This window comes from Acinetobacter sp. ANC 4173 (assembly GCF_004331255.1).
Taxonomy (GTDB): Bacteria; Pseudomonadota; Gammaproteobacteria; order Pseudomonadales; family Moraxellaceae; genus Acinetobacter.
In genome coordinates, this window is sequence record NZ_SJOF01000002.1 from 22,023 (window position 1) to 43,262 (window position 21,240).

Sequence of the window (21,240 nt, forward strand, 5' to 3'; positions counted from 1 at the left end):
TCCAATTCCTAATCAAACCCTAAGCATAACGGTTTATTCCGTGCTTAAAAACTGATACAACTAAAAATAAAGCATAGAAACAAAGGCAGAGATTACAATGAAAACAACCGTCAAATATGTGGTTTTAAAAAGTAAAGATTATCAACTTGGCACACCACTGTTTGAAGAAGAATTAGACGCAGATAGCCAATATTTTGATCAGATTCCATTAGTTATTCACTTTCAAAATCGGGATTTCAAAGTAAAAAGTAAGGAATTACAGCGCAAACAAATTCAAGATGACTTTGAAGAAAGCCAAACCATTTTAGTTAAAGTTATCGCACAATAAGCTTAAGTCACTAAGCCACAAAACCTTAAATAACATGGAGAAACGTTACTCCATGTTATGATTGATCCGATCTAAAAATTAATGCATTACAACAATAGATAAATATAGTGTTATTAATTAATCTCATAACAGCAGAAATACATATAAATACTATGGATTAAGTAAAATTGCGCAAACTTTTGCTATAATTTCAAGTGATTTTTAAAGATACTTTTCAAAAACATGCATGATATAGCAGATTTAGAACCTCTCGCACGCGATGTACCACATACCAAACGTGGGCATGAGCGTTGTCTTGCACTTTTATTAAGTGCAAATGAGTTGTTTTTACAACATGGCTATGATGCTGTTTCATTAGATGATATCGTCAATCATGCGGGTGGCTCCAAAGCATCGATCTACAAGTATTTTGGTAATAAAGAAGGTCTATTTACCGCAATCTGTGACTACCGTCGTGAGCAGTTTTTTAAAGATATTTGTATGCCCTTCGATATAGAGAAAGATGACTTACGTCATTACCTCATTCAAACTTTACTGCATTTACAAATTCATCTTGTCTTACCTGAAAATGCTTCTTTCTTTCGTCTCATTATGGAGCAAACGCAACGTAGCACTCAGCTTGCTCAACATATCCATGAACAAGGTCCAAAGCATATTCAAAATGCGATTGCTTGTATATTAACTAAAGCTCATGCGCTTGGACTTATTACATGCGAAGAACCGCAATATTCCGCCCAACTCTTTTTTGGCATCGTACGTAATTTAGAATGGCAAGTGCTCATGAATATCTATGTACAAGAAAATGAGCAAGAAAACTTAAAATATATTCATTATTGTGTCGACCGCTTCTTAGACGGTCATCAAAAAACCTAGTTTTTTTGCATTTCCTAACATTTTTAGTATATAACTGTTAGTCTTTTCTTTTAACCAACCAACAACTAATTGTTGTACATGAAACAGCAATTATTGTGGAGTAACCATGGCTCTACGTCACTTTCTTACCTTACGCGATTTATCGACTTTAGAACTCAACCAAATTTTGCATCGTGCAATCGAATTGAAACGAAAACAGCACGACAACGAAATTTTTCAACCTTTCGTTGGTAAAGTTATGGGCATGATTTTTGAAAAATCGAGCACCCGTACACGCGTTTCGTTTGAAGCTGGAATGAGCCAATTTGGTGGCAGTGCAATTTTCTTATCTCCACGAGATACCCAACTCGGTCGTGGCGAACCTATTGAAGATTCAGCACGTGTTATTTCAAGCATGTTAGATATCGTGATGATCCGAACTTTTGGACACGATATTGTTGAACGTTTTGCTTCTTATTCAAAAGTCCCTGTGATTAATGCTTTGACAGATGACCATCATCCATGTCAATTACTTGCAGACATGCAAACCTTCCTAGAACATCGTGGTTCAATCGAAGGTAAAACCGTTGCTTGGGTTGGTGATGGCAATAACATGTGTAATTCGTACATCGAAGCTGCACATATGTGGGGCTTTAAATTAAAAATTGCTGCACCGAAAGGTTATGAACCACAGGAGAAATTCTTATCTGAGTTTGCTCATTGTGTTGAATTGGTAGACTCTGCGGAAGATGCAGCAGTCAATGCTGACTTGATCGTGACCGATGTCTGGGCAAGTATGGGACAAGAAGAAGAGCAAAAAATCCGTGAAAAAGCTTTTGCTGATTACCAAGTCAATGAATGCCTAATGAACCTCGCTCATCCTGACTGTTTATTCATGCATTGCCTACCCGCCCACCGTGGTGAAGAAATTTCTGAAACCATGCTAGACCATTTGAATGCTGTAGTCTGGGATGAAGCTGAAAATCGCTTACATGCTCAAAAAGCTTTGGTTGAATTTTTGATGAATGAAAATCTAAAAAAAGACTAGAAATTACGCATAAAAAAAGCACCTTTGGGTGCTTTTTTTATGCTCGCAACGATATAATCAAAACCATAAGGTCTATAAGTGATTTAAACACATGCTATTAAAAAAGATTATTCTGGGTGTATTCACCACGACTTTCACCATGATTGCTTTGGCACAACCCACAGATTTAGATCAATATTTACTAAAGAAAAAAATTATCGATCAAAACTACGCCATTAAGAACACAACTGCCCTAAATGAAATTCTTGATTATATTAGTGATGAAGATTCTCGTACGATGCCTTACCAACTCGATCAGAACATCGTGATTGAAAAAATGCGTTTATATGCAAACCACATGGAAATCTCAGGGCTTATTACCGCTCCAGACTTTAAACAATTTGCACAAGATATTGGTGATGATCAAGTCCATGAAATGATGAAAAAAACATTAGTTCATAGCTGTCCGAAATTTTTTGAACACCAATTCCAAAGAGTAAATCCATATCAAGTTCAAATTAAACTCACTTCAGAACAAAAAAATTATAATCTTACTTTAAAGAACTCAGACTGTAATTTTGAATAACTAAGTTTAGCTGATTAGTCCTTGGGGTTGCATAATAATGATTGCAGCCCCAATCAATACAATTGCTCCACCCAATACATCCCATCTTGAAAGCATGACTTGATCGACATATCGCAACCACATGAGTGCCGAAAAAATATAGATCCCACCATAAGCAGCATAAATTCGACCAGAAGCTGCGGGATGTAAAGTCAGTAACCATACAAAAATAGCCAGACTAAGTGCTGTCGGGATCCATAGCCAATAAGAACGCCCTTGATTTAAAATTAAATATGGAAAATAGCAACCTAAAATCTCAGCAATTGCTGTAAGTATAAATAAGAAAACTGTGGTCAAAATTTTGATTAATGGCATATCCATAGAGATATTTGTCACCGTCAGAAAACTATAAATAGAGTGCTATTAAAAAATAAGCAAAAAATAACCCGTGTTAACACGGGTTATTGACAAAAAAGTAAACTAAGCAGGTTCAGCAGTTTGATCTTCAAACACTTCAAGTTTCAAACCAACAGCTTCACCATTTTCCATTTTCACAGAAACGGCTACGTTGCCACCATGTTCTGCCAACTCACCAAATAAAATCATTTCAGCAAGTGGTTTTTTCAAATGCTCTTGAATCAATCTTTGCATTGGTCGAGCACCCATGAGGCGGTCATAACCATGTTCAGCCATCCACTCACGCGCACTTTGATCAACTTCAAGCATGACTTTCTTATCATCGAGTTGTGCTTGCAACTCAGTCAAGAACTTATCGACCACATTCTCAATCACAGTGGTTGGGAGTGCTTTGAATTGAATCACACCATCCAGACGGTTACGGAATTCTGGAGAGAATGCTCGTTTCATGGCTTCCTGATTATCACGACTATTGTCTTGTTCCATAAAACCAATGCTAACACGTGAAATACTTTCTGCACCAATATTGGTGGTTAGTACCAAAATCACATTACGGAAATCAGATTTACGTCCATTATTATCCGTTAACGAGCCATGATCCATGATTTGTAATAACAAATTAAAGACATCTGGATGCGCTTTCTCAATTTCATCAAGTAACAATACACAATGTGGATTCTTATGAATTGCATCGGTTAACAAGCCACCTTGGTCAAATCCCACATAACCTGGAGGTGCACCAATTAAACGTGAAACCGCATGGCGTTCCATATATTCAGACATATCGAAACGAACCAGTTCAACACCTAACAATTTTGCCAACTGTTTAGTGACTTCTGTTTTACCGACCCCTGTAGGACCTGCAAACACAAAACTTCCAACAGGTTTGTCTGGAGATTTTAAACCAGCACGTGACAATTTAATGGCAGAAGATAATGCGTCAATTGCTTCATCTTGACCAAACACCACACGTTTTAAATCACGTTCAAGATTTTCGAGTACCGTTTTATCATCTTTGGATACTGTTTTCGGTGGAATACGAGCAATCTTCGAAACAATATCTTCAATATTTTCAACAGTAATCAAGCTTTCATCTTGTTCAGCTTTCAAACGGCGCTGTGCACCTGCTTCATCAATCACGTCAATTGCTTTATCTGGTAAGAAACGATCATTGATAAATTTCGCAGACAGTTCTACTGCCGAAACCAGTGCTTTATCGTCATATTTCACATGATGGAAATCTTCAAATTTAGATTTTAAGCCACGTAAAATATCAATCGTTTCAGAAATAGATGGCTCATTGACATCAATTTTTTGGAATCGACGTGAAAGTGCATGATCTTTTTCAAAGACTTGGCGATATTCTTGGAACGTGGTTGAACCGATGCAGCGCAATGAACCATTGGCCAATGCTGGTTTAATCAAGTTTGACGCATCCATAGTGCTACCCATACTTGAGCCTGCACCAATAATCATATGAATTTCATCAATAAATAAGACAGCTTCAGGTCTTTTCTTCAACGCATTTAACAATTGTTTTAGACGTTTTTCGAAATCTCCACGATATTTAGTCCCAGCAACCAATGCACCAATATCTAAGCTAAAAATTTCAGCATTTGCGAGAGGCTTTGGTGCCTTACCATTAACAATAAGCCAAGCTAAACCTTCTGCAATCGAAGTCTTGCCCACACCCGGATCACCAACGAGTAATGGATTATTTTTACGGCGACGGCATAAAATTTGTGCCGCGCGCTCAATTTCTTTTTCACGACCAATGAGCGGATCAGTTTTGCCTTTTTGTGCCTCATGATTCAAGTTAGTCGTGTAAAGCTCTAATGGACCTGCATTGGCCGAAGATGCGGACTCCCCATCCAACTCCTCAGCTTCTTCTTCAACTTGGACTTCATCTTTACGCGTACCATGCGACAAGTATTGCGTTAAAGTTAAACGATTAATTTGATGACGTTTTAATAAATAAACCGCAAATGAATCCCGCTCGGAATACATTGCCACCAAAATATCAGCCCCTTCTACAGTACGATCACCGCCACTCGATTGCACGTGGAAAATGGCGCGTTGCAGAATACGGTCAAAACTTTCAGTTGGATGCGGTGCCTGATCGCTGTTTTCAGCAAGTTTCGGAGTATGTTGTTCTACGTATTCTTCTAATTCTTTCCGTAAGACGATGATATCTGCACCGCATGCTTTTAATGCATTCACAGCAGAGTCATTGTCTAGTAATGCCAATAATAAATGTTCAACTGTTAAGAACTCATGTCTCTTTTGACGAGCCATGCTTACAGCCAAACGTAATGATACTTCCAATTGACGACTGAGCATGTAACCCCCTTAATCTTTTGGCTCAATCTGACAAAGTAGTGGATGACCTTGAGATCGAGCGTAATTATTGACTTGGTTCGCTTTGGTTTCCGCGATGTCTCTTGGATATACGCCTGCAACACCTTTACCTTCGTAATGTACTGTTAACATTACTTGAGTGGCTTGGTCAAGATTCATTGCAAAGTATTGTTGTAAAATTTCAATTACAAAGTCCATTGGGGTGTAATCATCGTTCATTAAAACGACAGCATACAAAGATGGACGCTTTAATTCAGGTGGCGCAGTTTGTACAGCAACATCCCCATGCTCATCGTGCTGAGGCTCATCCACTAAACGCGGATTAAAATGCCAGTCCACTAAACCAGACTGGTAAAAACTACTTTTAATGTCGTTTAGACAAATTTGGCGTTTCGAATTTCGCATAAGATATAATTACAACTATTGAGCATTCGCTTCAGCTTGAGGAATTTCAGAGATATTGGCAGACGGTGACTCAACTGCATTCCCTTTCGCCCAACTAAAGCGTTTAATTACAGGTGTATTCGTTCCAGTTAAACGAACTTCTACAAATTGCGGGGTAAAGCCTTTAGGCATTGTCCAACGCCCAGTCAAACGCTCGTATTCATCAAAGTTAAAGTTTTTATCTTCCATTGGAACAACCAAAACTTCAGTGCCTTGAATAAGATGTAAGGCGACTTCCCCAGAAGTATTACGTTTACTTGGGCTAACTTGCACTAAATCTAGCTGATATTCAAAAGCATTTTCAGGTAAAGGCTTAATACTTAGATTCTGTACAGTTAAGCTTAGACCACCGCGCTGGCGCAACACTTCACGATAAAGTGCACCTAAACTACGGGCCTGATTTTCACTGTCCTTCGCCTGATTGAGTGCGGTGAATAAATCATTTGAATTACTGACCGCAACATCACGCTCTTGTACCGCGGTATTCATGCTTTTGTTTAAACCTTCAAGCGTTTGTTTTTGCTTTTGTACAACTTCAACCAGTTGTTCGGCATCCGCATCATAACCAACCACTGTTAAACCCTGCCGATGCCCGACCGAATAGCCAATAAAACCACTTCCGAGCACCAAAACGGCAGCACCAATCACCAAAGGTAAATTGGTTTCAAGAAAAGGCTTTTTGACAGGCTCATTCGATTGTGACGTAGTGTTCGAGTCAGTATTCTGCATCGTCATCTCTTGTTTTGAATTATTCAAAACACACATTTAAATCTAAATTTAAATGTGTGTGAAGGTATTTAATAGGTTTTATGGTAATAAACCAATGCCTTCAAGTCCTGCTGTTTCAGCAAAATTAAACATTAAGTTCATATTTTGAACAGCTTGACCAGCAGCACCTTTAACCAAGTTATCTTGCGCAACCAAAACCACCAATTTCTTAGGTTGTGGCTTATAAAGAGCAATACGCAACTGATTAGCCCCACGTACAGAGCGTGTTTCAGGTGAACTGTTTTCAGGCATCACGTCTACAAAACTTTCATTTGCATAGAATTGCTCATACCATGCTTGTAAATCCAACTCAGTGCCTGCATCCGTCAAATCCACATAAATGGTACTGAGCATGCCACGAATCATAGGTACCAAGTGCGGAACAAATAAGATCTGATCAAAAACACCTGTTTGACCTGAAATATTTTCTAAAGCTTCTACAATTTCAGGATGGTGACGATGTCCTGCGACGCCATAAGCTTTAAAGTTATCAGCATTTTCAGTGTAAATCATACCCATGCTGGCTTTGCGTCCAGCACCAGAAACACCTGATTTCGCATCAATAATAATGCTCTCAGGTTTAACCAATGTGTCGCTATGCTTAAACAATGGTGCCAAGCCAAGTTGCACTGTTGTTGGATAACAACCAGGGTTGCCAATCACATTTGCCTGCTTAATTTTGTCACGGTTCAGCTCTGATAGACCATAGACAGAATCTTTAAGCAGTTCAGGGCAAGCATGTTGCATACCGTACCATTTTTCAAATTGCACCAAATTTTGCAAACGAAAGTCAGCAGCTAAATCAATTACTTTCGTATTTGCTGCAACCAATTCTTCTGCATGCTTCATGGCTACGCCATGCGGTGTCGCAAAAAACACCACATCACACTGTTTTAATTGTTCGATATTTAAGTCTGAATATTTCAGGTCTGTATGTCCACGTAAGCTCGGGAACATATCATCGACACGGCGCCCATTTTCAGTACGTGATGTCAGTACATTGACTTGTACATTTGGATGTCGAAGCAATAGGCGCAACAATTCAACACCTGTATAACCTGTTCCACCAACAATACCTACTGAAATCACGCGTTTTACCCCTATTCAAAAGCAGCCATTTTGTAACTGCGTAGTATGACAGGAAGTTGAGGCTTTCTAAACTGTTTTACTTGGATTTTTATATGTTTTAGTGTTGTTAAAGCTTTAATTCAATACAGGGAAAATCACTTTGGTATGATCCAAACCTATACAATTCCGTCCAGATCGCTTCGCGGAATACAGTAATTGATCAGCAACACCAATTGCCCGTATAAAATCTTGCTCAAAGATCTGCGCTAAACCAAAACTGGCAGTCACTGATATTTTGCTAGCTGATAACTGCCTAGCTTCTATATTAACTCGAATACGTTCGGCAATTCTATAAGCCTGATGTTGGTCTTCTACTTGTAGAAGCAGAATAAATTCTTCACCACCAAAACGCCCAACCAAATCCTGACCTCGAACATTTTCTCGAATAATCTGCCCAACCTGTTGCAAAATACTATCGCCAATCAAATGCCCATATTGATCATTGATACGCTTGAAATGATCAATATCACACATCAGTAAAAAATAGGTGTCTTGAGATGTATATGAAAGTGCTGACTTGGCCTTTTCATAAAAACCACGTCGGTTTAATAAATTGGTTAATGGGTCTTTCAAACGCTCATCATTCAACTTATGAATAATATCTCGCACCAAAGTCCCTAACAAAACAATCGCAAACCACATGCTTAAAAAAATACTTGCAGCAAGCATCATTAACCACCAAACGGAGGTAACGAGCATGTCCGCTTCAATATTACTTAAAAATAGATAAATAATTAAACTGCGTGCAAAGGTATAAATTACAATGAAAAAATAAGAAAAATCCACAATTTTATTAAATATACCAATGTGTTGATAATTTTTAAATATCGAAAATAAAACCAATGACTCTACTATTGCTATAGTTGAATTAAGAATCAACATCCTGATCCATAATTGATTATCTACATATGAAAAATAACTCAGCAACAATAGGGCTATCGTAATTAAACCAAAACACCAATATGAATGCGCATGGCCGTTTTTTCTTAATGCCATTGCATAGGCACTTGCCCAAGCCCCAAATAAATACATGCCTCCCAGCAAAGGCGCGGACAAAGCTAGCTCTGAATTAGACATAAAGCTTTGTGCTGCCAATGAAAAAGAAGGTACGATATAGCCTAGACCTAGCCAAAATAAGTATTTTGGAGCCTGATAAAAATAATGGCATATTAAAAACAAGCTTCCCATTAAGATCAGGCAAGCTGGAACAATTAATATAAAATAATGGGTATCTGTAAAATTCACGCCCAACACTAAAAGTTTGTACTAAAAGTAACCGCAGTGTAGATGATTTATTTAATCATTCAAACTTAAATCGATTACATCAATCACATCGTAAAATTTAGCTATTTTAAGAAGAGAACCACCAAAAGGGTAATGTTGTATTTTTTAAGGTATGACGATGCTGTTTAAAGTTTGGATCATGCTCAGCGACTTTTGCCCAAAAATGAGCACTATGATCAAAATAAACGGTGTGTGCCAATTCATGCACACAAACATAACGCGCAATTTCCAAAGGGAACAAAACCAAAGCACTGTTCAACATAATGTCATGCTTGACACTACAACTACCCCAACGCGTTTTAGGTTGTCGAATACTGCACTGCAAATAGTGTAAACCCGTCTCACCAGTAACTTTTGCCAAATAAAGTGGTAAATGCTGCTTTGCATAAGCAATGACAAATGCTTTGAGATATTGTTCTGGTTGTCGATCACTCACTAAAAGCATTTGCTGCTCTGCATTCCAGAGATAAGTTTGCTTCTGCACAACATAGTTAATCTGAATGGGCTGAGTTAGATTAAACAACTTCAGCTCAGTTACTAAGGCTTGATGCTGCCCCATTTTATTTTGTTGTTTTTGCCATGTTTCTCGCATCCAATGCTCAGACTCACTCAAGAAAGCCTGTATTTGTTTTTGGCTACAAAACTTTGGAACTGTTAAACGAATTTGTGTTGGCTCAACACGTAAACGTAACCGCGTTGCACGAGCATGATGAGTGATTTGGATTTCAGGTAAGTCTGCTAAGGTCATTAAAATATTATTCTTTTATTTAATAATCCTCCCCAGCCTTCCTTTTGAAAGAAGGGAGAAAACTAATTAGTAATAATTTTACTAAATGAGTTTTCTTGAACAAACTTTAAAGCAGTGCTTTAAAGTTTGTTCAGGGTTTGGGGAGATTTAAAATTAAACTGCTGTACGTTCTTCAATGCCGTTGTCTGTTGCAACGACAGCAATATCCGCTTTGTTTAATGCAAAAATACCATTACACACCACACCCGGAATGTTATTGATGGTCTTTTCTAATTCAAGCGCATTTAGAATATTTAAGTTATAAACATCTAAAATAACATTGCCGTTATCTGTCACTACCCCTTCACGGTAAACTGGATCACCGCCCAAGCTCACGATTTTACGTGCTACAGCCGAACGCGCCATTGGAATCACTTCTACTGGTAATGGGAACTCACGGCCCAATTGTTCAACCCATTTTGAATCATCAACAATACACACAAATTTCTTTGCAATTGATGCCACAATCTTTTCACGAGTTAAAGCAGCACCACCGCCTTTAATCATGTGCATATGACGGTCAATTTCATCTGCACCATCGACATAAGCATCTAAACCACCCACATGGTTCATATCCACGACTTCAATGCCAAGTTTCTTTAGACGTTCTGCCGTTGCTTCTGAACTCGCAACAGCCGCTTCAAGTTGAAGTTCTGGCAATAAATCAATTAGAAAATTAACGGTACTGCCTGTACCCACTCCTAAAATGCCGCCTTTTGGTAAGTGTTTTAAAGCGGCTTTCGCTGCTGCTTGTTTTTTCTCATCTTGGCTTGCATATAGACTCATGACATCACTCAACTTTTTTTCACGTTTTGCGCAATTTTAAAACGCAAATGTGCAGGGGTTTGTTACAATAAACGCCTATTTTAAACTGTTAGATGGAAAATTAACATGCTGTCTCGTTTGGTTCGACAAATTTTACAAGCAACGGTATACGACGTTGCAATCGAAACCCCACTCGAAGCAGCGCCACGAATTAGTGAAAAGCTAAACAACAACATTCGCTTTAAACGCGAAGACTTACAACCTGTCTTTTCTTTCAAACTACGCGGTGCCTATAACCGTATTAGTCAATTACCGAAATCTCAGTTGGAACGTGGCGTTATTACTGCTTCAGCAGGTAACCATGCTCAAGGCGTGGCTTTATCTGGTCAAAAGTTAGGTATTCACGCCATTATTGTTATGCCAAAAACCACACCAGATATTAAGGTACAAGCGGTAAAACGCTTGGGTGGTGATGTTGTGCTACATGGTGACTCATTTGATGTTGCCAATAAATATGCCATTCAACGTGCCAAAGATGAAGGCATGACATTTATTCCCCCTTATGACGATGAGTTGGTGATGGCGGGTCAAGGCACCATTGCCAATGAAATTTTACGTCAATGGCGTGATGTCGAATATGTATTCGTTGCCGTTGGCGGTGGCGGTTTAATCGCAGGTATTGCAGCTTATTTAGGCGATGTTGCGCCACATGTCAAAATCATCCCTGTTGAATATGACGAATCGGCTTGTTTAAAAGCAGCGTTTGAAGCCAATGAACGCGTGATTCTGCCTCAAGTTGGTCTATTTGCAGATGGTACAGCAGTCGCACAAATTGGTGAAAAACCGTTTGAAGTGTTACAACTGCAAAAATCAGATAACTCTGGTCCAATTGTCGAACGTGAAGTCGTTCTGGTGAACACCGACGAAATTTGTGCAGCCATTAAAGATACTTATGACGAATGTCGTAGCATTGTCGAACCTTCTGGTGCCATGGCTTTAGCAGGCATTAAAAAATACGTTGAAGAGCACAATATTCACGGTAAAAACATGGTATCAATTGTTTGCGGTGCAAACATGAACTTTGACCGCTTACGCTATATCGCAGAACGTACAGAACTGGGTGAACACAAAGAAGCGATCTTTGCAGTGACTATTCCAGAAGAAAAAGGCTCTTTCCTTAACTTCTGCCGCGCCTTGCAAGGCCGCAATATTACCGAATTTAACTATCGTGCAAGCAATGCTTCAGCTGCACAAGTTTTTGTGGGCATTAGCCTAAAAAGTGGTGAAAAAGAACGCCACGACATTCACGAGTTACTCAAGACTCAATATGATGTCGATGATCTTTCTGATGATGAAGTTGCAAAACTACACATTCGCTACTTGGTCGGTGGTCATGCAGATTTAGAAAATGAGCGCTTATTCCGTGTCGAGTTTCCAGAGCGTCCTGGCGCATTGCTCACTTTCCTTGAGCGTTTAGGCCCTACGCATAACATTACCCTTTTCCACTATCGTAACCACGGCGCTGCTGAAGGTCGCGTTTTGGTCGGCTTGGAAGCGAGTGATGCCAAACAAAATCCAGATGGCTTGATTGAAACATTGGAAAGTATTACTTATCCATACGTGGAAATTACCAACAATCTTGGTTACCAACGCTTTTTAAAATAATCAATTGAGTCAACCCAAACAGAGTCTTTATGGCTCTGTTTGTCATTTAAATAGACCAAGATATTTCAGAAGGTTGATATTTTTCAACTTTTAAACCAGCACCATCAAATTGATGATTAAATAACGTGCAGAATGCTTCTATTTTTTTCGACTGATTCGGTACGGCGAGCCAATAGTGCTCCGCACCCCAAAGCAACAATAACGCAAAATTCTGAGATTTCAGGAATTTATAAATTTCATCTAAGATAATTTCTAAAATTTGATCCTGTACCCGATAAAACCGTCCAATCACATGCTCAAATTGCTCATAGTGTTTTAAGATTGGATCTGCACGTGATTGTATTTGTGCTTGCACCATTTCAATTTCAGTGGTCATGTGCTGAAAAACAGGATGTGCTGCCAGTCCATTTTCCAAATATTGATGAATGTTCAATGCAATCAAATATTCAAAAGTTTGTTCACTCTCCTGAGTATTTAACCAAGTTAAAAAGTGTTCTGCTTTTGCACGATACTTTTTTTTAGGTAATGGATGCTGTTTCAACTCAGGAAACCACTTTCTTAACTGCTTATAAATTTTCTTTTCATTCATATTCAAACCCTAATTATTTTATTCATTTTGCTTTTACTACTAAATGTACAGCCAATGCCGAAAAACTTCATTTCAAGCATCAATTAACGCTATGATTAGACATTATGAAATTTAAATGTGTAAATAATAATACACCTAACAAAATAAGGACCTAACATGGCTCAATTTGCAGTGATTGGTTTAGGAAGTTTTGGTGCAACTGTCGCAACTGAATTGGTAGAATTAAAGCATGATGTCCTTGGCATCGATAGCAATAAAAAATATGTAGAAAACATTTCTGATGTATTGACCCATGCTGTGATTGCGGATGCGACGGATGAACATGTACTCAATGAATTAAATATTCAAAACTGTGATGCCGTGGTGGTGGCCATTGGGGAGGATATTGAAGCCAGTATTCTCTGTGTTTTACATCTCAAGAATATGGGCATTGAAAAAATTTGGGTAAAAGCAAAATCAAAATCCCACCATATGATTCTAAGCCATTTAGGTATCGATAAAATTATTCACCCAGAAGAAGATATGGGCGTCCGTATTGCACAGTCGCTCAGCTATCCAATGGTCAGCCGTTATATGTCTTTGGGAGATGATCGCTATATGGTGAAAATTGAGATTAAAGACAATTTACATGGCACTCGTTTTCAAATCATTTCTGAGTACAACTCAGAAATTAAAGTCATATTACACAAGCGTGGCAAAGATCTTTCATATCAGATAGACCCCAATTTGGTATTACAACATGGTGATATCATTGTGGTTGAGGGTCATTTGGAACAACTACGAAAATTATCGAATCGTTTTAAATAATATGAAAATAATACGAAAAAAGCCCAAAAATACGGTTAACTTAAGCCCTCCGAGCTTATTAGCACTCGGCTTTTTAAGTTTTATCCTTATTGGAACCTTGCTGCTCAAATTACCGATTGCCCATCATGGTGATTTGTCTTGGATACATGCGCTATTCACAGCAACATCGGCAGTCACAATTACCGGTTTATCGGCTGTCAATGTCGGTGAGGCTTATACTGTATTTGGCAAAGTTGTCATTATGCTATTACTACAATGTGGTGGTTTAGGTTTTATGACTTTCGCCATTTTAGCCGTAATGAGCCTTTCAAATAAAATTGGGCTAAAACAACAAATTATGGCGCAGGAAACCATTGGTCATACCAGTTTATCTAAGGTTTCTCAGACTATTAAAGCGGTTTTGCTGTATTCGTTATTTTTTGAAGCCATCGGCACATGTATTCTCACAATTGCATGGATGCAAGAATATGACTTTTTAAAAGCCTTTTTTTATGCTGCTTTTTATAGTGTTTCTGCCTTTAATAATGGTGGATTTTCTTTATTTCCGAACAGCTTAATGGACTTTTCCAGTCACTACTTCATTACATTTACCATTAGCATGCTGTATATCATTGGTGGGATTGGTTTCTTGGTTTTAATGGACATTAAACACCAAAGAAGCTGGAAAAAACTCAGTCCAAATAGCAAGCTAATTTTATTAACGATCACGGGTCTTAATCTATTTGCCTTTGTGGTCTTTTGGCTATTAGAAGCCAATAATCCTCTTACGCTAGCCCCCATGAGCACGATGGAACAAGCCGTCAATGCATGGTTCCATGCGACTGTTCCGCGCTCCTCTGGATTTAACAGTTTGAATGTGGGCGACATGACTGATGCATCCGCACTGGTGACCATGGTGCTGATGTTTATTGGCGGAGGCTCTTTAAGTACGGCGGGTGGTATTAAAGTCGGCACCTTTATTGTCGTCATTTTAAGCGTAGTCAGCTTTTTACGCCGTGCTGATGAAATACGTATTTTTAATTTTTCGATACCACAAAATACGTCATTTAAAGCCATGGCTGTAGTGTCTATTACTGCCATGTTAGTATTTATGGGGTTTTTATCTTTATTACTATTAGAGCCTAAACGCCATTTCCTTGATTTACTCTTTGAAGCTGTATCGGCAGCCTGTACCGTTGGTCTGTCACGTGGCATTACCTCCGACTTACAACCTGCCAGTCAAATTACCTTAATGCTGCTCATGTTTGCGGGTCGACTTGGTCCACTTACGTTAGCCTATATGATTGCCACGCCGAAAAAAACACGCTTAAAACACCCACCTACGGATATTCAGATCGGTTGAAGAGTTCAGGACACATCGTTACTCAAAAGGGAAAATATTTGAGAATTTAATCGGAATTCAATTTTATTCCCTACAGACAAACCATGTAGCGAAGCTCAAATAATGTCAAATTTAAAGTGGATACAAACCCTTTTTCAGTGCGTGAATACTGTGAAATTTACAACACAGAATACTGACGCATAAAGGACTGCAAATGATTCCATAAAAAAAGCCTGAAATTGCAATTTCAGGCTTTTAAACTCAGTCAAAAAATATCAGTACCAATTCAGTAACGAAACCCCCAACCCGACATAGGTTGCACGATGATTATAATCAATTAAACTTTCACCATAACCATCAAACAACTGGAATTGACCACGTAGTTTTCCGTGAATAGGGAAAGACCAATCAAATTGTACCGCACCGTGAGAATCATCTCCGCCTTTTAAAGAGTGACGTAACATTAAAGAGAAATCATGATCAGCTTTACGGTAGAATGCTGTTATGTCACCCCGCCCCACATAATCTTTAATATCTGGATTATTATCATCTTTAGCATTTTCATCAAAACGATACCAAGGACGAATCATCAAGGCAAAGTTATCGCGCTCAAAGCCTAAATTTAAAATTGCTCTGTTCCAACTCCTCGATAACGGATCTGAACGGCCATTAGACTGGTGGTTTAAGGTAATTCCAAACAACCGCGCATTTAAACCCAAAATTTCATAATTGGTACGAAACATTAAACTTGCTTCAGGCTCATAATTGGTTTCACGAAATGGGCGTGACTCACTTTCGTTGTAAACTTGCCAGCGTGAAGACTGCGTGTACCCTACCCAAATATCACCATTATCACCAAATAAATTTTCTACGGCTTTGGTCTTGAGTGAGATTTGAAACTTTGTTTCTGTAGATTTTAAATTTTGGTCTTCATCCACAGTATTATGCGGGTTTGGGCTATCAGGAAGTTCATTTTTCTTGCTTGACCAAAACACAGGCAACAAATATACGGGCTTGTAAGCACGAATATTCCAAGTCCCTAATTTACTGTCTGGTGATAATTCCCAGCGTTTATCTAGCAAAGATTGATTTGGGTCAATTTTAGGCCCTTCCAGTGCAAATAAATTGCTAAAACTGCTGCCTTGTTTTTCCGAGCTTTGTGGTTCCTGCTTCGCTGCAGCTTGCTTGACTAAAACAGGTTCCACAACCTTTGGTTTTACTTCGGTTGCAGGTAGCTTAAATAAGGCATCATAACAAGCCAATCGATCTGCATTTGACTCCAAACCTACACAAGCTTCTGGACTAGCAGGTGAAATTTGCTCTGCTGAATCTTGTGCATAGGCATATGCCGAGCTGAGCATAATAATGCTCAGCGACAGCACACCACGTTCAAATGATTTGAACGCCATAAACACACCTCTTTTTTTATTGTATTAATTCACTTGATGAATTTCGAAACCTAATGCTAACAATTCATCTTTTTTCGCCATCGGAGCCACAACAGCTTTATTGGCTTCTTGATTAAGCAAATATTGTTTCGCTACACGCTTCAAGTCATCTAATGTCACAGCCAATAAACGTTCACGTAATTGTTTACGGAATGCAGGCGTACGTGCATGTAATAGCGAATAACAAGCAGTAATGGCTTCGCCCGCTGGTGAGCCTGGTTTATCCATTGAAGCAATGAGACCTAAAATTGCTTCTTCCAACTGATGCGGTTGTTGCTCAGTATTCAACAACCACGCCACACTGGCTTCAAAATCATTAAATGTTTCTGCTAAGCGTGGATCACGGTAGCTATAGAAACGGAAAGAACAAGCGTTGCCATCATAACTTGCGCCACCACCGTAAGCCCCGCCTTTCTCACGGATTGCACTGTGTAAGAAACCATTGCGTAAATATGCTGCCAATACCATGAGTGGTGCCGCATCTGCATGAGCAACATCTACAGCTGGGTATGCCGATGCACAGAATTGTACATTGGCCTGAATCAACCATGCTTCATTTGCATGGTTATTGACCGGTTCAATGGCTTTAAGTGCAATCGTATGCTGAGGAACATCTAACTTGTCCCAAACGTTTTGCACTTCTTCAACCAAGCGGTCTGACTGATGTTCTTCACAGACCAGTAAGAACTGTTTTGGTGCTTGTAAAAGTTTCAAATGAATCGCTTTTAATTCATTGATCAAATCATCATAAGCTGCTGCATCTTTTTCAATTCGACTGACCAGATCGCCTAACCAGTTTAATGCACCTAAGCCTGTATTATGATAATCACGTTGTGCTAAAGCACTGTGGTTACGTCCCGCAATTTGCATAGCATAACTATGCCCTGAACCCGAAAGACGTGATGCCCAACGCGTTTTACGTTGCTGTAATAACTCGATGATTCGATCTTTTTCGTCAAAACGGAGTTGCTCAAAAGCCAACTTTAACAAAGCAATACTGTCAAAATTACTGACCAATGATTTAGTGGTCAAGGTTAACCATGCACTAATCTTCTGTTTGTCATCGACTTTAGAGCGTAAAGATGCCCCCATACCCAAACCACCACTCACCGCAGTTTGCAGTTGTTGTAGCTCAAGATAATTATACTGACCTGCACCAACTTCACCCATCAAAATGGACAGCAAGTTAAAGTATGGCGATTGCACTACATCTTGCGGAATTTCAATCAGCACCTGATTATAGTAAATACCATTGGTACCTGCATGATAAAGGTTCAGCGGATAATCAATACGATTTGAGATAATCTCGCGCAATTGCCCTTGTACAATTTGTAGTTCCGCAGGCACATCTTCCAAGCCTACTTTTGGCAGAAGATTAAGATCATCTGGGGTATCTTGACGAACTTTCAACGCTTCAGTTTGTGCTTGAATTTCTGCTTTTTCAGCTTCGGTCAGTTGTGCACCAATTTCTGCTAAACTTGCTTTTTCTGCCGCCGCTTCCACCGCAGATTTGTTGGCATCAGGTACCAATGTCATTTGCACGCGATGCGGGTTATCAATCAAATGTGTTTTGATCAGGTTTGATAGCCACATCGGATCTTTCAGTTCTTCTTTTACTGCGGCAATGGCTGAATCGACATCCCAAACCGTCACTGGGTCGCTGTGGTGAATCACACTGCCCAAACCATTTAAAATCAGGCTTAGACCATAAGGCATGCCGTCGCCATTGATTTCACGTTGGTGCAATTCAATTTGATGTAAAATCGCATCCACCATGTTTTGATCGACAGGTTTTGAAGCAACATCTTCCAAAATTTTAAACACGCCTGCTTTAAATTCTGCTGCATGTTCTGGGTTTGAACCTTGTACGCCACAGTAGAAAGTCATTTCATAGTTAGAATCATCTACACCCATAATCGGGCCAGTAGACTGTGCATAACCACAGGTCTCTAAGTAGTGACGTAATGGAGAAGCTGAATCTTCTAACAGTACACCCTCAACAAGGCGCATACCTAAGCGTAGTTTGATCTCACTGGCTTTAGGCAATAACCACGAAATGATGTGATAAGTCTTGTCTTTTAAATCTTCTGCATCTACCGCATAGGTTTCAGTCACTTCTAGCGGTGCGGTTAGACGGCGCTCTTCTTTAGAAAATAGCGTTTCACCTTTTGAAAACTTCGCCAAGGCTAAAGTTTCAAACTGCTCTTGTAGATTGTAAGCAGACTCATTACCAAAGGTCATGAAAACAGCATTACTTGGGTGATAGTGTGACTTATAGAAACTAACTAACTCAGGGTAAGTTAAATCAGGAATATCTTTAGGGTCACCACCTGAGTTGTAATGGTAAGTCGTTTCAGGGAATAAATGATGCGCAAGTTGGTGATATAACTGATCTGAAGGCGAACTCATCGCCCCTTTCATTTCATTGAAAACCACACCTTTATAAACAGGTTCACCATTTTCAAGCTCAATACGAATACCTTCTTGAGCAAAATCTAATGGATTTAAATTGGCTGCAAATGCTGCATCTAAATACACTTCAAGTAAATTCTGGAAATCTTTTTTATTCTGGGTTGCAAATGGATACGCCGTCCAATCCGCAGCAGTAAATGCATTCATAAAAGTATTTAATGAACGTCGAATCATTAAGAAAAACGGGTCACGCACTGGGAATTTTTCAGAACCACACAATGCTGTATGCTCTAAAATATGCGCTTCACCTTTTGAATCCATGGGCTGGGTGCGAAAAGCCACCAAGAACACATTTTCATCGTGATTAGTCGCAAGGTGGTAATGTACAGCGCCAGTCACTTTATGCTGGTACTCAGTCACTAAAATATCTAAGGCTTCAACATGATGTTGACGAATCAACTGAAACGCGGGATGTACAGTTTGAGAAATAGTTTCAGTCACATCTACAGTCATGTGCGCTCCTAATAATCTTTTAAATAAAACTGAAATGATTATAGCTTTAGTTTGAGCCATAATTCACGTGTATACCCGAGTATTTTATTCAGGTCTGGAACAATACACAGTAACACACTGTGCATTGTGTTAAATAAAGTAAATTACTGAAAAACTAGATTAAATATTTAAAGTAGTTATAGCTTGGATTATTTTCGACCCAAACGTAGTTCTGTTTTTGATAAAAATCTGCGGCTAATCGTGTATCAGTATGTAAACAGAGCGCCGAAAAATTAGGTTTAGCTTTATTTTCCAAGTATGCCAACAGGTCTTTTCCAACACCATGTCGTCTATATTTGGGGTGTACATAAAAACGTCTTACTCGGCCAATTCGGCTTTTTTGCCCATCTTCTTCACGTTGTTGATTTAATCCACCACACCCAATCAGCTTTTCACCATCATAAGCAACTAAAAAAAATTCACCTTCATCCTGAAATCTATTTTTTCCATTGGCAAATTCTTCAATTAAACGCTGAACAATATTGAATCCTTCTTTGTTTGCAAGTTTGAGTAAAGTATCAATCTGAGTGGGTAATTCTGTCGCTTCTTGAATGATGAGGTCCATGTTTTATCTATTACCTAACACTGGTTTTTGCTTATTAAACAATAAAACACAATCAATTACGCATAATCTTGAATTTTATTCACAAAACTTCTGCAATCCTGAGCATTGGTGTAAACTTAGCGTTTTATTTTAGATGTGATTGAACGACATGACCTCTGTTGATCTTTTTGCAATTGGTAATGCGCTGATTGACCAAGAATTTAAAGTTTCTGATGAATTTCTTACGCAACACAACCTGCAAAAAGGAACCATGCAACTCACTGATGGCGATCAACAAGCAAATTTATATATTCAACTGCAACAGTCTGAAGTTTATAAAGGTCAGGCTTCTGGCGGTTCTGCTGCCAATACAACGGTGGCATTTAGCGCACTTGGTGGTACAGCATTTTATGGTTGCCGCGTAGGTAATGATGAATTAGGTAAAATTTACTTAGACGGCTTAAATGAAGCAGGCATTCAAACCACCGCTAAATCAGTCAGTGATGGTGTAACAGGTACGTGTATGGTTCTGGTCAGCCCTGACTCAGAACGTACTATGCAAACCTACTTAGGTATTACCGCGGAACTTTCTGCAGAACAAATTGATTTTGAGCCATTAAAAACTGCACAGTGGCTCTATATCGAAGGTTATTTATCTACAAGCACCACAGCACGTGCAGCCGTCAAACAAGCACGTGAAATTGCTCGTGCACACCAAGTAAAAATTGCCCTGACATTATCTGACCCCGCCATGGTGCAGTATGCTCGTGAAGGTTTAAATGAATTGCTAGATGATGGCGTAGATTTACTCTTCTGTAATCAACAAGAAGCAATGATGTATACCGAAACTACGACAGTTGAAGATGCATTAGCAAAATTGAAACTACATAGTAAATACGTTGTAATTACATTAAGCGCAGAAGGCGCGATTATTTCATCTGAACAAGAAACAATTCGTGTGCCTGGTCGTGTAGTGACTGCAGTTGATGCCAATGGTGCTGGTGATGCATTCGCTGGTTCATTCCTTTATGCATTGAACACAGGCGAAAATTTACAAACAGCAGCTGAACTGGCTATCTTGATTTCAAGTGAAGTGGTTTCACAGTTTGGTCCACGTCTTGCTAATCAAGACTATGCGCAGTTGCTAACAAACTTTCAAAAGAAGGAATGTGCCTAATG

Annotated in this window: 20 protein-coding genes; 8 read left to right on the forward strand and 12 right to left on the reverse strand. The window is 39.1% G+C overall.

What is annotated here, in order from left to right:
• Positions 1-97: 97 nt before the first annotated feature.
• The 4 genes from E0H94_RS02510 (at position 98) to E0H94_RS02525 (ending at position 2,793) form a co-directional block, all read left to right on the forward strand.
• Positions 98-328, forward strand: a complete 231-nt coding sequence (locus tag E0H94_RS02510) for a hypothetical protein (RefSeq protein ID WP_131324987.1) — start codon at positions 98-100, stop codon at positions 326-328.
• Between the two features lie 222 nt (positions 329-550).
• Complete coding sequence (locus E0H94_RS02515) at positions 551-1,201, forward strand: TetR/AcrR family transcriptional regulator (protein ID WP_131324988.1); 651 nt, start codon at positions 551-553, stop codon at positions 1,199-1,201.
• Between the two features lie 106 nt (positions 1,202-1,307).
• Positions 1,308-2,228, forward strand: coding sequence for an ornithine carbamoyltransferase (gene argF / locus E0H94_RS02520; RefSeq protein ID WP_131324989.1), 921 nt, complete (start codon positions 1,308-1,310; stop codon positions 2,226-2,228).
• Positions 2,229-2,319: 91 nt separating this feature from the next.
• Positions 2,320-2,793, forward strand: coding sequence for a hypothetical protein (locus E0H94_RS02525; protein ID WP_131324990.1), 474 nt, complete (start codon positions 2,320-2,322; stop codon positions 2,791-2,793).
• Between the two features lie 6 nt (positions 2,794-2,799).
• Here the strand turns inward: E0H94_RS02525 and E0H94_RS02530 are convergent, their stop codons facing one another.
• The 8 genes from E0H94_RS02530 to rpiA all read right to left on the reverse strand — a co-directional run bounded on the left by E0H94_RS02530 (position 2,800) and on the right by rpiA (position 10,744).
• Complete coding sequence (locus tag E0H94_RS02530; protein WP_131324991.1) at positions 2,800-3,153, reverse strand: YnfA family protein; 354 nt, start codon at positions 3,151-3,153, stop codon at positions 2,800-2,802.
• Between the two features lie 99 nt (positions 3,154-3,252).
• Positions 3,253-5,529, reverse strand: a complete 2,277-nt coding sequence (gene clpA, locus E0H94_RS02535; RefSeq protein ID WP_131324992.1) for an ATP-dependent Clp protease ATP-binding subunit ClpA — start codon at positions 5,527-5,529, stop codon at positions 3,253-3,255.
• 9 nt (positions 5,530-5,538) lie between these two features.
• On the reverse strand, positions 5,539-5,952 hold the full coding sequence (clpS, locus tag E0H94_RS02540; protein ID WP_131265255.1) for an ATP-dependent Clp protease adapter ClpS: 414 nt from the start codon (positions 5,950-5,952) through the stop codon (positions 5,539-5,541).
• A 15-nt stretch (positions 5,953-5,967) separates the two neighbouring features.
• Entirely contained in the window at positions 5,968-6,720 is a 753-nt protein-coding gene (locus E0H94_RS02545; protein WP_131324993.1) for a DUF6776 family protein, read from the reverse strand.
• 78 nt (positions 6,721-6,798) lie between these two features.
• Positions 6,799-7,848, reverse strand: coding sequence for an N-acetyl-gamma-glutamyl-phosphate reductase (gene argC, locus E0H94_RS02550; protein WP_131324994.1), 1,050 nt, complete (start codon positions 7,846-7,848; stop codon positions 6,799-6,801).
• Positions 7,849-7,962: 114 nt separating this feature from the next.
• Entirely contained in the window at positions 7,963-9,075 is a 1,113-nt protein-coding gene (locus E0H94_RS02555) for a GGDEF domain-containing protein (protein WP_131325350.1), read from the reverse strand.
• Positions 9,076-9,238: 163 nt separating this feature from the next.
• The gene (locus tag E0H94_RS02560) at positions 9,239-9,919 is read right to left on the reverse strand and encodes a M48 family metallopeptidase (RefSeq protein ID WP_131324995.1); all 681 of its coding nucleotides are present in this window, start codon (positions 9,917-9,919) and stop codon (positions 9,239-9,241) included.
• 153 nt (positions 9,920-10,072) lie between these two features.
• Entirely contained in the window at positions 10,073-10,744 is a 672-nt protein-coding gene (gene rpiA / locus E0H94_RS02565; RefSeq protein ID WP_116760640.1) for a ribose-5-phosphate isomerase RpiA, read from the reverse strand.
• Between the two features lie 105 nt (positions 10,745-10,849).
• On the opposite strand from rpiA, the gene ilvA reads away from it, so the two are divergent.
• Entirely contained in the window at positions 10,850-12,388 is a 1,539-nt protein-coding gene (gene ilvA, locus E0H94_RS02570) for a threonine ammonia-lyase, biosynthetic (protein WP_131324996.1), read from the forward strand.
• A 46-nt stretch (positions 12,389-12,434) separates the two neighbouring features.
• Here the strand turns inward: ilvA and E0H94_RS02575 are convergent, their stop codons facing one another.
• Entirely contained in the window at positions 12,435-12,977 is a 543-nt protein-coding gene (locus tag E0H94_RS02575) for a hypothetical protein (protein WP_131324997.1), read from the reverse strand.
• Positions 12,978-13,133: 156 nt separating this feature from the next.
• On the opposite strand from E0H94_RS02575, the gene E0H94_RS02580 reads away from it, so the two are divergent.
• On the forward strand, positions 13,134-13,784 hold the full coding sequence (locus tag E0H94_RS02580) for a potassium channel family protein (protein ID WP_131324998.1): 651 nt from the start codon (positions 13,134-13,136) through the stop codon (positions 13,782-13,784).
• A gap of 1 nt (position 13,785) precedes the next feature.
• Positions 13,786-15,126 (forward strand): TrkH family potassium uptake protein, encoded by a 1,341-nt coding sequence (locus E0H94_RS02585; protein ID WP_131324999.1) that lies wholly within the window; start codon positions 13,786-13,788, stop codon positions 15,124-15,126.
• Between the two features lie 254 nt (positions 15,127-15,380).
• On the opposite strand, the gene E0H94_RS02590 is transcribed toward E0H94_RS02585, so the two are convergent.
• The 3 genes from E0H94_RS02590 to E0H94_RS02600 form a co-directional block, all read right to left on the reverse strand.
• Entirely contained in the window at positions 15,381-16,514 is a 1,134-nt protein-coding gene (locus tag E0H94_RS02590; RefSeq protein WP_131325000.1) for a phospholipase A, read from the reverse strand.
• 24 nt (positions 16,515-16,538) lie between these two features.
• Complete coding sequence (locus tag E0H94_RS02595; protein WP_131325001.1) at positions 16,539-19,478, reverse strand: insulinase family protein; 2,940 nt, start codon at positions 19,476-19,478, stop codon at positions 16,539-16,541.
• Between the two features lie 154 nt (positions 19,479-19,632).
• Positions 19,633-20,082, reverse strand: coding sequence for a GNAT family N-acetyltransferase (locus E0H94_RS02600; RefSeq protein WP_131325002.1), 450 nt, complete (start codon positions 20,080-20,082; stop codon positions 19,633-19,635).
• A gap of 148 nt (positions 20,083-20,230) precedes the next feature.
• Between E0H94_RS02600 and E0H94_RS02605 the strand changes: the two genes are divergently transcribed.
• Positions 20,231-21,238, forward strand: a complete 1,008-nt coding sequence (locus E0H94_RS02605) for an adenosine kinase (RefSeq protein ID WP_131325003.1) — start codon at positions 20,231-20,233, stop codon at positions 21,236-21,238.
• Positions 21,239-21,240: the final 2 nt, after the last annotated feature.